Here is a 13,246-nt window from a genome sequence, read left to right on the forward strand (position 1 = left end):
GTCGATGTCAGGCAGGGCCGGCCTGCATCGCGTTCGGCGCGCGCGAATCCCGGGCCCGCTCGGCCTGGCGCTGCAACGACAGGTCCAGGCGCTCTACCAGCCCGGTGAGCAGGGCGCGGCGACGGTCATCGAGCGATGGCTGCTCGTCCAGCACATCGATCAGCGCATCGCCCGCTCGGCGGACGTCGCTGGAGGTGTGCCCCCTGGCGCTGTCGGCATAAGCCCGGGCCAGCGCGGCGAAAAAGTCCCGTTGCGCATGGCGAAGGGGCATTCCGGGCAGGTCGTCGAGTCGGCGACGCAGTTGCAGGCAGGCATAGCCGATATCCAGGCCGGTAAGCCCCAGGGTAAAGAGATGTCGCTGATCCTCGGGCAGCATGTCGTCGTGCTTGGCCAGGTGCAGCAGTCGGTCGGCCATGCTCCCGATGAAGCGGGTTTCTGCCTCGGGTATGGGGCGGTTCGGCAAGTGGCGAAGATCGCGGACGATGGCGCCGACCAGGCGCCGCTTGCGCAGGGTGGAGCCGAAACCGGGAATCAGCCGGAAGCCCGTCACGACCGTGGCTAGCCCGATCATCACGGCGATGGCTCGGTTGATGAAGCTGTCGAAGGAGAAATCCATGCCGTTGCCGGGCATGGTCAGCAGGATGTTGCCGATGGTGAAGGCCAGGCAGTAGCCCATCAGGCGTGGATTGGCCGCCCCCAGCAGGCCGAGGAACAGGGGCGGGAGAAAGATCATGGCCAGCATCGCAAAGCCGTTGGCCTGGGCGAGCAGTACATGGCCGAACAGGAACGCACTGGGGATTGCCGCCAGCATGCCCTTGGCGAACATCATGCAGACCATGACGGGGTTGTCGCGGCTGGCGAAGAAGGCCGAGAACAAGGTGCCCAGCAGCATGGCTACCTGGCCGCTGTTCCAGGCGGTGGCGATCCAGAAGCTGGCGAGGGTAGCGAAGATGATCCCGGCGCGAACGGCATTCAGGCCCGCGGCCAGGTGGTCGCGATGCCAGGCAAGGGCCACACCGCGCAGACGTTTGCGTCCAGGGCGTGAAATGGCGTCGCGGGCGTCGAGCATGACCAGGGCATGGCCGAGTGCCTCGCGTAACCCGATGATGACCCGCAATTGCAGCGGTGAGGCATTTTCGTCGGGGCACCCAAGGACCCGATGGCGCAGGTCATGCAGGCGACGGTGCGCTTGGCCGGTGCCGCGGGTTTCCGCGGACAGACGGAACCCCTCGGCGATCTCGCCGGCCAGGTCATGGATGGCGGGGTCGAGTCGGTCGCCATAGTGATGCAGGAGCTGTTGCAGGGCATGCAGGGTCGCCATCAGGCGCAAGGTGTGTCGTGTCAGCACATGACTGGCGCGGATGCGTCCTGCGCCTTCGGGGCCCTCGTAGCGCGCGGCCTGGCTGTCCGTCTCGAGCTGTGTGAGCGGCTCCAGGCTGCCGGTCAGGGTCGCCTGGAGTTCATCGAGGTCGGTCGCGTTCGTCAGTCGACGTGTGGCGTGTTGAAAGGCCTGATTGACGACGTCGTCGGCCTGTTGACCGAGGTGATCGCGAACCTTGATCGGCCACAGCAGCGAGCTGACCAGGGTGGCGCAGATGGCGCCCAGCGCCAGCTCGGAAAGCCTCGCCACGGCGATGCCGAAAATGCCGTCGGGCTGGGAGGCTCCGATGACCACGATCAACATCGCCGTGACGGCGCCCATGATACAGCCGTAGGAGGCATTGTTGCGCAGCAGGGAACTGCCGTAGGTACACAGCATGATCCACAGCGTCAGGACGACCAGGGCGGGGATCGGGGCCTGGACGAACAGCCCCATGATGGCAATGCCGGCGGCGCAGCCGACGACCGTGCCGGCGATCTGGCTCAAGCCCTTCTCGACCACCATGCCGCTCATCGGACGAATCTGCAGGAAGGCCGCCGAGATCAACGCCCAATAGGGACGTTCCAGGTCGCACCACAGGGCCACGTAGAGCGCCAGCAGCATCGCCAGGGTCGCCTTGATGGCGAACTGCACGGCCTGGGTGCCGGGCGTCAGGTAGGCTTGCAACCAGGGCGACATGCGCCGTTACTCCGCGTTGTCGAGGATGCGTACGGTAGCCGTCATGCCGGCACTGAGGGTGACGCCCTCGGGGATCTCGTCGAGCGCGATGCGTACCGGGATACGCTGAGCGAGCCTGACCCAACTGAAGGTGGGTTGTACTTGCGGCAGCAACTGGCTGTCGGTCGAGGTATTGCTGTCGGCAATGCCTCGCCCGATGCTGGCCACGTGGCCTTTCAGCTCGGTATCGCCGCTCATCAGAATGACGCGGGCCGGGTCGCCGACCTGGATGTGCGGCGTCTTGGTTTCCTCGAAGTAACCGGTGACATAGAAGGAGTCCGTCTTGACCAGAGCCATCACTGGCGTGCCGGCGTTGACGTAATTGCCCTCGGCAAGCTGCAGGTTGAGAACGTGGCCGGCGGCAGGGGCCTGAACGCTGGTGCGCTCCAGGTCAATTTGCGCGCTTTTCAACGCACTCTGCGCCTGCCCCAACTGGGCGGCGGCAACCTGGCTGTTGATCTGTGCTGTCTCCTGGCTCTCGGCGCTGATCGCCTGACGGCTCAGACGGTTGCGCCGCGAGGCCTCGTGCTGGCTCAGCTCCAGCTCGGCCTGGCGCTGCTGGACCACGGCCTGCGTCTTTTCCAGTGCGGCCTGATAGCGAGTGTCATCGATGCGGAACAGGGTCTCGCCCTTGTCGACGCCCTGGTTGTCGGTGATCGGCAGGGCGACGACGCGCCCCGAAACGTCCGGGGCGATGGTGACGACATCGGCCCGGACCCGGCCGTCCCGGGTCCAGGGGGTGTAGAGATAGTAGTGCCAGAGCCAGAGACCGGCGACGATGGCCAGAGCCACGATGGCCAGGGTGATGAGGCTGCGTAGAAGGGTGCGCATCATTTAGAGAATCCCCACGGACGCCGAAGCCAGGAAGGCGATGCTAGCGGTGCAGATGAAAAACAGAGCGGTGTCGAACCAGGCCTCGAACCACAGCCGTGCCGAGCCGACCAGGCGGTGCAGGATCGCTCGGATCACCAGTGTGGCAAACAGCCCGAGCAGGGCGTAGAGGAGCATGGGGGAAAAATAGATCCCGCCGAAGGCGATTTCACGAAGGCCCATGGTCGCCCCTGTTGAGTCGCTTGAAAGCGTCCCATGGTAGCAATTTCCGACGGCGCGGGCACGGCGGCCATCGAGAGGGGCTCTCCCGCCAGTACGACAGTGGGGTCAGGAAGCGCGTCGCTGGGCGCCATGCTGCCACTCGACCGGACAGGCACTGCGCAGGAACTCGAGCAAGGCCGAGACCTTGCGCGGCTGGTGCCCATGCGCATAGAGCAGGCTGACCGGAGAAGGAGAGACCTGCCAGTCGTCGAGACAGCGTTCGAGCTGCCCCGGGTGGGCCGCTTCACGGCGCTCGGCCATCCAGTTCGGCATGACGCCGAGTCCCTGTCCCCGAGCGATGGCATCGGATTGCAGCACCAGGCGATTGACCCTCAGTCGCGATCCCGGCGGCCGCACGTCGACCTGGCCTTGATGCGGATGACGCAGTACCAGCCCGTGTTCGGCGTCACCGAGCAGGTCGATCCAGTCATGACGCTCCAGCTCATTGGGGTGGGTGGGGTGGCCATGACGGGCCAGGTACCCCGGATGCGCGTACAGCCCGCGCGACAGCAATGCCAGTGTCTCCTGACGCAGTCCTGTCTCGCCGGGATCGCCGAACCAGATCGCCACCGATTGCGGAGCAAAGCTGTCCGGGAGGGCTTCGCGGATCATCAGGCTGACATGCACGCCAGGGTGACGTTGCATGAAGTCGTCGATGGCGCGGGCGATCCAGGAGCGCCCCAGGGCATCGTGCACCTCGAGGGTCAGCTCTCCACTGATCTCCTCCCGCAACTCTTCCAGAGCTCGGTGTCCCTGGTCGGCCAGGTCGAGGATGCGCAGGCAGTAATCGTGGAAGACGCGGCCCGCCTCGGTGGGCAGCAGCCGGTTCGACTGACGCCGCATCAGCGGCTGGCCGAGCCGGGTCTCCAACTGCTGGATACGGCGGCTCAGGGTCGACTTCGACACGCCGAGGCGTCGGGCGCTGAGGGTCAGGCTGCCGGACGTCATGACGGCGGCGAAGGCATGCATTTCATCGAGGTCGGACATGATGCTGGCTCGGGCCTGGGAGGGGCACAGTATCGCACAGGTGTTATTGGTGGTGAAAATCATTCTCTAATGCTGTTGCGAACCATGCAACGTAATGTGCGAAGACATAAAGGAACAAATTTGAAAGAATCTAAATGATAAAAATTCGCATTAAATTTGGGTCGATATTTCCGACCCCGGATCATCAGGAGAACGATCGACATGCCCCTTCCTTTCACTCGGACACTGCTGGTGGGCTCCATGGCGGCATTGGGCGTACCCGTTGCCCTGGCACAGGATGCTCAGGACCAGGATCTCGATGACATCGTCGTCACCGCTTCCGGCTACGAGCAGCAGGTCAAGAATGCGCCGGCCTCGATCAGCGTCATTCCCAGAGAGCAGCTCGAGAAACGCCATTACAACGACGTCACCGATGCCCTGCGGGATGTGCCGGGTGTCATCGTCACCGGTGGGGGCAGTGGCGATAATGGCCATGACATCAGCATGCGCGGCATGCCATCCGAGTACACGCTCATCCTGGTCGATGGTCGGCCGGTGAGTTCCCGTGAGTCGCGTCCCAACGGCAGTGCCGGCTTCGAACAGGACTGGCTGCCACCGCTGCAGGCCATCGAACGTATCGAGGTCGTGCGTGGCCCGATGTCGACCCTTTACGGCTCCGATGCCATCGGTGGGGTGATCAACGTCATCACCCGCAAGGTCGCCGACGAGTGGAGCGGCAGCGTCCAGCTCGACAGCATCGTGCAGCAGGACAGCGATTCCGGCGACAGCTATCAGGGCAATTTCTATCTCAATGGTCCTCTGGTCAAGGGGTTGATGGGGCTCGAGGTCTACGGGCGCGCCAAGACGCGCGAAGAGGATGACATCGTCAATGGCTATGAGGACAAGACCCTGCGCAGCCTGACGACCCGACTGACCCTGACGCCCGACGAGGATCATGAATTCGGCGTCGAAGCCGGTGCCACGGAGCAGACGCGTGAAGGGCATGTTGGCCGAAGTGTGCCGGTGGATGGCTGCCGAGGCGGTTGCGAGGACTCCTATGGCGAGTACACCCGCGAGCATGTCGCCCTGACTCACAATGGCCAATGGGGTATCGGGACCACCGACACCCATGTGCAGCGCGAGGTCAGCGAGAACGAAAGCCGCGAAATGGAGATCACCAATACCACCGCCAAGACCAGCCTGGTGATGCCGCTCGGTGCGCATATCGTCACGGTCGGTGCCAACTACGAGAAGGAGGAGCTGGATGACGCCACCTCCAATCGCATTTCCGATCGTACCTTTGTCGAAAATGCCAAATGGGCGCTATTCGCCGAGGACGAATGGATGCTGACCCGCGACTGGTCGTTGACCGGGGGCGTGCGCATGGATGACGACGAGAACTATGGCAGTCATGTCAGTCCGCGTCTCTACAGCGTCTGGAACATGACGCCCGAGTGGACGCTGAAAGGGGGTGTCTCGACGGGGTTCCGCTCGCCCAGCCTGCGCGAGATCACTCCGGACTGGGGGCAGATCAGCCGTGGTGGCAATATTTACGGTAACCCGGACCTGGAGCCGGAAACCTCGCTCAACAAGGAGCTGGCCCTGCTGTACAGCGCGCCCAATGGCCTCAGTGGTGGCGTTACCCTGTTCCACAATGATTTCGAGGACAAGATCACACGGATTCAGTGCCCGATTTCCATCTGCACCGATGGGCCCAACCAGTTCGGAAGTGATCCGACTTACCGCGTCAATGTCGACGAAGCCGTGACCCGTGGGGTGGAGCTCTCCCTTTCGGCGCCACTGGCCGATACCCTGGATCTCACCGCCAGCTACACCTACACCGACTCCGAGCAGAAGAGTGGCGAGTACAAGGGCGAGCCACTGACCCAATTACCCAAGCACCAGGTATCGGCGACCCTGGACTGGCAGGCGAGCGACCGGCTCAGTCAGTGGACGAGGGTGACGTATCGTGGTGAAGAGAGCCAGCCGACAACGGGCCCCTCGCGCAGTTCTCTGGTTGCACCGTCCTACACCTTCGTGGATACGGGCATCGGCTATGAGGTGACCGATACCGCCACGATCAATCTCGGCATCTACAACCTCTTCGACGAAGACGTGACCTACGACGAATACGGCTACATCGAGGATGGTCGTCGAGCGTGGCTGGGGCTGACCGTCGACTTCTGAGGCGTTGAGTGTTTGCCCGGTCATCCCTGGCCCGGGGTAAGCACAGCGGGTTGTGATTCGTGGAACGCGATGTTGCAGAAGACAGGAATGCATCCGCGTTTGAGATTCATTACCATTCGTTCCATTCCACGCCGCGTCGAACAGGCGCGGCGCTTCCGGGAAGCGGCGTCATGCCGTGAGCCGCATGATCGATGCGGTTTCCCGGTACACCAAGGAGTTGTATCACATGTCGTCGAGTCACGTTGCTGCGCCCCGTATCGGCAAGCATTTCGCGAGTTTGACATTGGGGGTTCTGGCCATCTCGATGCTGCATGCCGCCCAGGCCCGAACGCTCGATACCGCCCATGGCGAGATCGAGATCGACGGCCAGCCCAGTCGCGTGGTGACGCTCTATGAGGGTGCCCTGGATGCCTCTCTGGCAGTCGGTGTGACACCTGTGGCGGCGGTGGCCAGCCGGGGTGGCGAGGGCGTGGCCGAGTACTTGAGCGACCAGGTGCCGGATATCGCCATGGTCGGGACCAGTCGCGAGTACAACCTCGAGGCGATCGCGACCCAGGAGCCGGACCTGATTCTGGCCTCGCCGTACCTCAGCGACGAACAGTACGCCTTGATGTCCCGACTGGCACCGACGGTCGTGCCGGAAAGCGAAGGCTTTTCGCCGAACGGCTGGAAGGACGAGACGCGCTTGTATGGCAAGGCGCTGGGACGTGCCGATGCGGTGGATGCCGCCATCGAGGACGTCGAGAGGCGTGCCGCGGACCTGCGGGAGCAACTGAATCCTGGTGATACCACCACCAGCCTGGTGCGCTGGATGCCCCAGGGACCGCTGGTCATGTCCACCGAGCTGTTTTCCACCGGTATGCTCGAAGCCGTCGGGCTGAACGTCACCGATGCCGGTCTGGTCAAGGCAGGCCGCCCGCACAGTGACCCGCTGAGCCTCGAGAACCTGGAGCAGGTCGATCAGGATCTGCTGTTCCTGGCCACGCTCAACGACGCGGGGCGCGAAGCGCTGGAAGCCGCGCGGCAATCGCCGGCCTTCGCGCGGCTCGATGTTACCGAGCGTGATCGGGTCTTTGCCGTCAATGGCCAGCTGTGGACCAGCGCTTCCGGCCCCCTGGCCGCACAAGCCGTGCTGGACGACATCGAGGCCGCTCTGCTGCCTGACGACGAATGATCACCGGCGTCATGCAACGACCTCTGGCCGGCCAGGCGAGCGTCCTGGCCGGCTTCTTGCTGTTGGCCTGCCTGGCCAGTCTGCTGTGGGGGGCCGGCGATGTCGGGGCCGGGCGGGCACTGGCCGTGCTTCTGGGGCAGGGGGACGACGAGGCCCGCTTCGTGGTCGGCACCCTGCGTGGTTCCCGGACCCTGGTGGGGCTGGCGGTAGGCATGGCGCTGGGAGTCGCCGGCGCGCTGCTGCAGACGATATCGCGTAACCCGCTGGCCGAACCGGGGCTGCTGGGCGTCAGTGCCGGCAGCGCCTTCGCGGTGGCCATCGCGCTGTTGCTGGGCACCTCGGCGGCCACGCTGCGCATCGGCGTGGCGCAGGTGGGCGCCTTGCTGGGTTGCCTGTGCGTGCTGGGTGTCGCGCGCTTTCGTGGCCTGGGCCAGGATCCGGTACGCCTGGTGCTGGCGGGCGCGGCCTTTTCAGGGCTGCTGTCGGCGCTCACTACCTTGCTGCTGCTGTTCGATCAGCGGGCGGCCGACGAAATACGCTTCTGGGTGGTCGGCAGCCTGTCGGGACGTCGAATCGGTGATCTGCTGTCGGTGCTGCCGAGCTTTCTGGTCGCCGCAGCCATCACCCTGTTGATCGCCAGGCCCATGGCGGCGCTGGCATTGGGCGAGCGGATGGCCGCCGGACTCGGGCATCACCCCGGTCGGGTGCGCCTGCTGGCGGTCCTGGTGGTGGCGCTGCTGGTCGGTGGTGCCACGGCCATTGCCGGTCCCATTGCCTTCGTCGGCCTGGTGGTGCCCTTCGCGGCGCGTGCACTGGCGGGGCCGGACATCCGTCGCAGCTTGTGGCTCTGCCTGTTGCTGGGGCCGCTGATGGTGCTCGTCGCCGATGTCATCTCGCGGCGAGTGGTGGCGCCCTCGGAGCTCCCCCTTGGCGTCTTGACGGCACTGTGTGGCGCACCGGTGCTGGTTGCCGTGGTCAGGCGTCGTCGTCTGCCGACGTTATAGGAAACGCATGAGTCTGTCGGTTTCATCATCGTCATCCCGGGACAGCATGACCGTATCCCCTTCCCTGGTGCCGGCCCCGGTCGGCACCCATCGCCTGGCCTGGGGCAATGCCAGCGTGCTGCTCGATCGTCGCACCCTTGGCGCCAACCTATTGCTGCTGGTGGTGCTGCTGGCGGCATGCCTGACCTACCTGTGTCTGGGCGAACGGCATCTGTCGCCGCTGGAGGTGCTGGCGGTCCTGCAGGGACAGGGCGATGGTCTGGCGAGCTTTCTGGTCGGCGCGTTGCGCCTGCCGCGGCTCGGCGCAGCGCTCGCCACGGGGGCCGCCTTCGCCCTGGCGGGCTGTCTGATGCAGACGCTGGCCGCCAATCGACTGGCCACACCGGGGATCATCGGCATCGACAATGGGGCCACGGCCTTTGCCGTGGCGTCGGTGGTGGGGATTGGCGTCGGCATGGCGCCGCCGGCCATGGCGCTGGCCGGTGCCACCACGGCCACCATCCTGACCTTCGGCCTGGCACTGGGTGGTGGTACCCAGGGATATCGTTTCATCGTCGCCGGTATCGGCGTGGGCGCGGTCTTCGGTGCCATCACCAATCTGCTGTTGGCGCGAGTCGCCATCGACGTGGCCAATGCCGCCTACCCCTGGACGGTCGGCTCACTCAGTGCCCGCCCCGAGGGGGCTGTCTGGATGCTCACCCTGGGGCTCGCGCTGGGCTTGCCTGCGGCCCTGGCATTGAGTCGCTCACTGCGCCTGATGGGGTTTTCCGAATCCGTGGCACGTAGCCTGGGGACCCGCCTGGGGCGACGTCGCATCCAGGTGCTGAGCACCTCGGTGGTGTTGACGGCCCTGGCCGTCGCCGTGGCCGGGCCGGTGGGCATGGTCGGGTTGATCGGTCCCGAACTGGCGCGTCATCTGGCGTCCCCGCGCAGTGTGCCGATACTGGCCTCGGCATTGGCCGGCGCCTTGATCATGGTGCTCGCGGACCTGGCGGGTCGCCTGATGCTCGCACCGCTGGAGATTCCTGTGGGCATTGTCACAGCGGTGGTGGGCGGTCCCTGGTTACTATGGATTCTGATTCGCCCCCGCCGTCATGGAGTTGCTTGAGATGAATGCCGTTGCGTCTTCCCTGGAGGCCCGGGAACTCACCCTGGCCCACGACCGCATCCCGGTAGTGATCGACCTCGATCTGCGTCTGCCGGCCGGCAAGGTGACGGCCATCGTCGGCCCCAATGGTTGCGGCAAGTCGACCCTGCTGGCGGGGCTGGCGCGCTTGCATTCGCCGCAGGACGGCCATGTACTGCTCGATGGCGCCGACATCGTTCGGCTGCCGGCCCGGGAACTGGCGCGTCGGCTGGCCTTGCTGCCCCAGGAGGCAAGGGCACCGGAGGGGTTGACCGTTGCCGAATTGATCGGCTTCGGTCGTCAGCCGCATCAGAGCTGGCTTCGGCAGTGGTCGGCCGAGGATCGTCGGGTGGTGGATGAGGCACTGGCGGCGGCGGATCTGCAGTCACTGGCCGATCGCCCGCTGGAGTCGCTTTCCGGTGGGCAGCGTCAGCGGGCCTGGATCGCCATGATCATTGCCCAGCAGACCTCACTGCTGCTGCTCGACGAGCCGACGTCTGCGCTCGACCTGGGCCATCAGCTGGAAGTCTTCGAACTGGTGCGCCAGTTGGCGGGGCAAGGCCGGACGCTGGCCATGGTGTTGCATGACCTGCCGATTGCCTGCCGTTATGCCGATCACCTGGTGGCGATGTGCGAGGGCAGGGTCGTGGCGGCGGGGCCGCCGGGCGAGGTCGTGACGCGGGAACTGGTTCGGGAGCTCTACGGCGTCGACTGTACCCTGCTGCAGGATCCTGAGAGTGGGGCGCCGATGTTGACGGGGTTGCGTCGGATTCGCTAGGGGAAACGCTGCTTAAATGCCTGCGCATGTAAATCGCTTCGTTGCGCGGTGCTCGAAAGCTCGCCTAACTATCCGTTATGTCTCGCTTTCTGTGCTCCGTGCGCCTCGCGCTTCACTATGCTCGGCGATTTATTCAGCGTTTCCTTATGTACTGGCTGAGATTTTTCCATGCGCGTCGAGTCGCCGGAAAGGGCGCGAGTGGCATGCCGGCGGTGTCGACATCAGGGGCCCGGCCTGCGGCCGGGCCCGGACGGTGAGTGCATGCGTTACTGGGCGTCGTCGGCGGCCTGCTGGGTCTTCTCGCCGACGGATTCCAGGACATTGCCGGCCTTGTCGAGGACGTTGCTGGTCGCCGAGCGGGTCGTTTCCCAGGCGCTGGCGGCGCCCTCCTTGGTTTCGCTCCAGGCCTGCTGGAGGTTGTCCTTGGCCTGATTCCACCAGGTGTCGGTGTATTCGGGTTGCTCGCCGAGTGCCTGGGCATCGATGTCGAGGTGGACGCTGTACTCGATGTCGTCGAGACTCTCGCCGTTGCGCGTCTCGACGGTGAAGTGCTCGCTGCCGACCACGTACTGCTTGTCGCCCAGGTCGAGCAGGCTGCCGGTGTCGATGACCAGGGCATGGACGCGCATGTCGTTGTCGAGCAGCACGTCCTCCACGTCGCCGATGGCCTGGCTGCTGTCGGACGCCACATAGACATCGGCGTCGAGCAGCTCATCGGTGGAGTAGAGACCTTGCGGCGCGGCCATGGCACTGGCCGACAACAGCAGGCCGGCGCCGAGCAGGACGGGGCGAAGGGGGATATTGAGGGGGGTGTGCAGGGTCATTCGGGTCTCTCCTTGATCCAGGGTGTCGAAAGGTCGACACCTACTTGGTTCGGTTTGTCCGGGCGTAAGTTCCCACGTGATGATATTTGTCACGTCATATATCGCGTTGATTGATGAAACCGCTTTTACTCGAGGGCATGGCCAATGCTATACCTGCGTGCTCTCGATCATGGCAAGGAGGACAGGATGGCAGCTCGGCTGATGGTGGCAGGACTCTCGATGGCGTTGGCATGCCTTGCCACGCCGACCATGGCACAACAATCGGCGCCGCTGAAGACGGTGGCCACCACTGGCATGGTAGGGGATGTGGTCGCTCGGGTCGGCGGGGAATGCGCCGAGGTCACGACCCTGATGGGGCCGGGGGTCGACCCGCACCTCTACCAGGCCAGTGCCCGTGACGTCTCGACCTTCCAGCAGGCCGAGATGATCTTCTATTCCGGCTATTCGCTGGAAGGCCAGCTCGGTGATGTGCTGGAGCGCTTCTCCGAAACCAAGCCGACGATCGCCGTGGCGCCATCGTCCATCGACACCGGCAGCCTGATCACCGTCCAGGACGTCTATGGCATCGACCCCCACCTGTGGATGGATGTCTCCCTCTGGTCGCGGATCGCTCCGACCATCGCCGACTCGCTGAGCGAGGCTCGTCCGGCCTGCGAAGCACAGTTCCGCGACAATGCCGAGGATTATGTCGCGCAGCTCGAAGCGCTGCATCAATGGGTGACGGAGAGTATCGCCTCGATTCCCGAACAGCAGCGAATCCTGGTGACCGCTCATGATGCCTTCAACTACTTCGGTCGTGCCTATGGCATCGAAGTGGCCGGTATCCAGGGCATCAGTACCTCGACCGAAACCGGTGTGGCGGATATCCGCGAGATGGCGCAGGTGGTCGTGGATCGTGAAGTGCCGTCGGTGTTCGTCGAGAGCACCATCAATCCCCGCACTGTGGAGGCCGTCATCGAAGCCGCACGCGAGAAGGGCCAGGAGGTGTCCATCGGCGGGCAGCTTTATTCGGATGCCATGGGCGAGGCAGGCACTGCCGATGGCACCTATATCGGGATGCTGTATCGTAATACCCGGCATATCGTCGAGGCACTCGGCGGCAAGACACCGGCGCTGCCCGAGGCCCTCGAAGAGTGGGCGGCCCGTTGGGATATCGCCTCCTCGTGATACTTCACCTTCCACTGCCTGGCTCGAGAGTTCGCTGCACCCATGACGACGCCGTTACATGAACCGGATCTCGCCCTCCATGTCGAGGACCTGACCGTCAGCTACCATAGCAAGCCGGTGCTGTGGGATATCGACTTCGACGTGCCGCCCGGTGTGATGGCGGCCATCGTCGGTCCGAACGGAGCCGGCAAGAGTACCCTGATCAAGAGCGTGCTGGGCCTGGTGCCCTCGGTGGCAGGGCACGTCACCCTGTTTGGCCGGCCCTATCGGGCGCACCGTCGGCGAGTCGGATATGTGCCGCAACGTTCCAGTGTCGACTGGGACTTCCCGACCACCGCCCTGGACGTGGTCACCATGGGGCTCTATGGCCGGCTGGGCTGGCTCAGGCGGCCGGGGCGGCGCGAGCGTCGAGAGGCCATGCAGGCGTTGGAGATGGTCGGGATGCAGGCGTTTGCCGACCGCCAGATCAGCCAGCTCTCCGGGGGACAGCAGCAGCGGGTTTTCCTGGCTCGGGCCCTGGTACAGCAGGCCGATGTCTATTTCCTCGATGAGCCCATGGCGGGCGTCGATGCCACCACCGAGAAGGCCATTGTCGATATCCTCCGCCGCCTTCGCGATGACGGCAAGACGGTGATCGTCGTTCACCATGACCTGCAGACGGTGCGCAGCTATTTCGACTGGCTGCTGATCCTCAACGTGAGAGTCATCGCCCAGGGGCACGTGGAAGACGTCTACACAGCCGAAAATCTGCGTCGTGCCTACGGCGGTCAGATCGCCCTGCTCGACGAGGCGGCCTTCATGCCTGCCGACAAGACCGCGGAGACGTGACG

Annotated in this window: 12 protein-coding genes; 7 read left to right on the forward strand and 5 right to left on the reverse strand. The window is 64.7% G+C overall.

Going from position 1 to position 13,246, the window contains the following annotated elements:
• Window positions 1-7: 7 nt before the first annotated feature.
• The 4 genes from RSO41_RS15230 to RSO41_RS15245 form a co-directional block, all read right to left on the reverse strand.
• Window positions 8-2,059 carry an FUSC family protein gene (locus RSO41_RS15230; protein WP_315620029.1) on the reverse strand — a complete coding sequence of 684 codons (2,052 nt, stop codon included), beginning with the start codon at window positions 2,057-2,059 and terminating at the stop codon, window positions 8-10.
• A 6-nt stretch (window positions 2,060-2,065) separates the two neighbouring features.
• Window positions 2,066-2,929, reverse strand: a complete 864-nt coding sequence (locus RSO41_RS15235; RefSeq protein ID WP_315620098.1) for an HlyD family secretion protein — start codon at window positions 2,927-2,929, stop codon at window positions 2,066-2,068.
• A gap of 3 nt (window positions 2,930-2,932) precedes the next feature.
• The gene (locus tag RSO41_RS15240; RefSeq protein ID WP_315620030.1) at window positions 2,933-3,151 is read right to left on the reverse strand and encodes a DUF1656 domain-containing protein; all 219 of its coding nucleotides are present in this window, start codon (window positions 3,149-3,151) and stop codon (window positions 2,933-2,935) included.
• 105 nt (window positions 3,152-3,256) lie between these two features.
• Window positions 3,257-4,177: a LysR family transcriptional regulator gene (locus RSO41_RS15245; protein ID WP_315620031.1), complete on the reverse strand. Its 921-nt coding sequence runs from the start codon at window positions 4,175-4,177 to the stop codon at window positions 3,257-3,259.
• A 201-nt stretch (window positions 4,178-4,378) separates the two neighbouring features.
• Here RSO41_RS15245 and RSO41_RS15250 point away from each other — a divergent pair, with 201 nt between their 5' ends.
• The 5 genes from RSO41_RS15250 to RSO41_RS15270 all read left to right on the forward strand — a co-directional run bounded on the left by RSO41_RS15250 (window position 4,379) and on the right by RSO41_RS15270 (window position 10,425).
• On the forward strand, window positions 4,379-6,343 hold the full coding sequence (locus RSO41_RS15250) for a ligand-gated channel protein (RefSeq protein WP_410000345.1): 1,965 nt from the start codon (window positions 4,379-4,381) through the stop codon (window positions 6,341-6,343).
• A gap of 226 nt (window positions 6,344-6,569) precedes the next feature.
• On the forward strand, window positions 6,570-7,517 hold the full coding sequence (locus tag RSO41_RS15255; protein WP_315620032.1) for an iron-siderophore ABC transporter substrate-binding protein: 948 nt from the start codon (window positions 6,570-6,572) through the stop codon (window positions 7,515-7,517).
• 11 nt (window positions 7,518-7,528) lie between these two features.
• The gene (locus RSO41_RS15260; protein ID WP_315620034.1) at window positions 7,529-8,521 is read left to right on the forward strand and encodes an iron ABC transporter permease; all 993 of its coding nucleotides are present in this window, start codon (window positions 7,529-7,531) and stop codon (window positions 8,519-8,521) included.
• Window positions 8,522-8,528: 7 nt separating this feature from the next.
• The gene (locus tag RSO41_RS15265; RefSeq protein ID WP_315620035.1) at window positions 8,529-9,629 is read left to right on the forward strand and encodes an iron ABC transporter permease; all 1,101 of its coding nucleotides are present in this window, start codon (window positions 8,529-8,531) and stop codon (window positions 9,627-9,629) included.
• A 1-nt stretch (window position 9,630) separates the two neighbouring features.
• Window positions 9,631-10,425: an ABC transporter ATP-binding protein gene (locus RSO41_RS15270; RefSeq protein ID WP_315620036.1), complete on the forward strand. Its 795-nt coding sequence runs from the start codon at window positions 9,631-9,633 to the stop codon at window positions 10,423-10,425.
• Between the two features lie 266 nt (window positions 10,426-10,691).
• On the opposite strand, the gene RSO41_RS15275 is transcribed toward RSO41_RS15270, so the two are convergent.
• The gene (locus tag RSO41_RS15275) at window positions 10,692-11,249 is read right to left on the reverse strand and encodes a PRC-barrel domain containing protein (protein ID WP_315620037.1); all 558 of its coding nucleotides are present in this window, start codon (window positions 11,247-11,249) and stop codon (window positions 10,692-10,694) included.
• 186 nt (window positions 11,250-11,435) lie between these two features.
• Between RSO41_RS15275 and RSO41_RS15280 the strand changes: the two genes are divergently transcribed.
• Both RSO41_RS15280 and RSO41_RS15285 read left to right on the forward strand, forming a co-directional pair.
• Window positions 11,436-12,416 carry a metal ABC transporter solute-binding protein, Zn/Mn family gene (locus tag RSO41_RS15280; RefSeq protein WP_315620038.1) on the forward strand — a complete coding sequence of 327 codons (981 nt, stop codon included), beginning with the start codon at window positions 11,436-11,438 and terminating at the stop codon, window positions 12,414-12,416.
• Between the two features lie 42 nt (window positions 12,417-12,458).
• Window positions 12,459-13,244 carry a metal ABC transporter ATP-binding protein gene (locus RSO41_RS15285; RefSeq protein WP_315620040.1) on the forward strand — a complete coding sequence of 262 codons (786 nt, stop codon included), beginning with the start codon at window positions 12,459-12,461 and terminating at the stop codon, window positions 13,242-13,244.
• The last annotated feature ends 2 nt before the right edge of the window (window positions 13,245-13,246 follow it).

The organism is Halomonas sp. I1 (genome assembly GCF_032334135.1).
Lineage (GTDB): Bacteria > Pseudomonadota > Gammaproteobacteria > Pseudomonadales > Halomonadaceae > Halomonas.

Bases quoted from the DNA above. Each gene is read 5' to 3' on its own strand.
- RSO41_RS15230 (WP_315620029.1), bottom strand. From the start codon at position 2,059: ATGTCGCCCTGGTTGCAAGCCTACCTGACGCCCGGCACCCAGGCCGTG.
- RSO41_RS15235 (WP_315620098.1), bottom strand. From the start codon at position 2,929: ATGCGCACCCTTCTACGCAGCCTCATCACCCTGGCCATCGTGGCTCTG.
- RSO41_RS15240 (WP_315620030.1), bottom strand. From the start codon at position 3,151: ATGGGCCTTCGTGAAATCGCCTTCGGCGGGATCTATTTTTCCCCCATG.
- RSO41_RS15245 (WP_315620031.1), bottom strand. From the start codon at position 4,177: ATGTCCGACCTCGATGAAATGCATGCCTTCGCCGCCGTCATGACGTCC.
- RSO41_RS15250 (WP_410000345.1), top strand. From the start codon at position 4,379: ATGCCCCTTCCTTTCACTCGGACACTGCTGGTGGGCTCCATGGCGGCA.
- RSO41_RS15255 (WP_315620032.1), top strand. From the start codon at position 6,570: ATGTCGTCGAGTCACGTTGCTGCGCCCCGTATCGGCAAGCATTTCGCG.
- RSO41_RS15260 (WP_315620034.1), top strand. From the start codon at position 7,529: ATGCAACGACCTCTGGCCGGCCAGGCGAGCGTCCTGGCCGGCTTCTTG.
- RSO41_RS15265 (WP_315620035.1), top strand. From the start codon at position 8,529: ATGAGTCTGTCGGTTTCATCATCGTCATCCCGGGACAGCATGACCGTA.
- RSO41_RS15270 (WP_315620036.1), top strand. From the start codon at position 9,631: ATGAATGCCGTTGCGTCTTCCCTGGAGGCCCGGGAACTCACCCTGGCC.
- RSO41_RS15275 (WP_315620037.1), bottom strand. From the start codon at position 11,249: ATGACCCTGCACACCCCCCTCAATATCCCCCTTCGCCCCGTCCTGCTC.
- RSO41_RS15280 (WP_315620038.1), top strand. From the start codon at position 11,436: ATGGCAGCTCGGCTGATGGTGGCAGGACTCTCGATGGCGTTGGCATGC.
- RSO41_RS15285 (WP_315620040.1), top strand. From the start codon at position 12,459: ATGACGACGCCGTTACATGAACCGGATCTCGCCCTCCATGTCGAGGAC.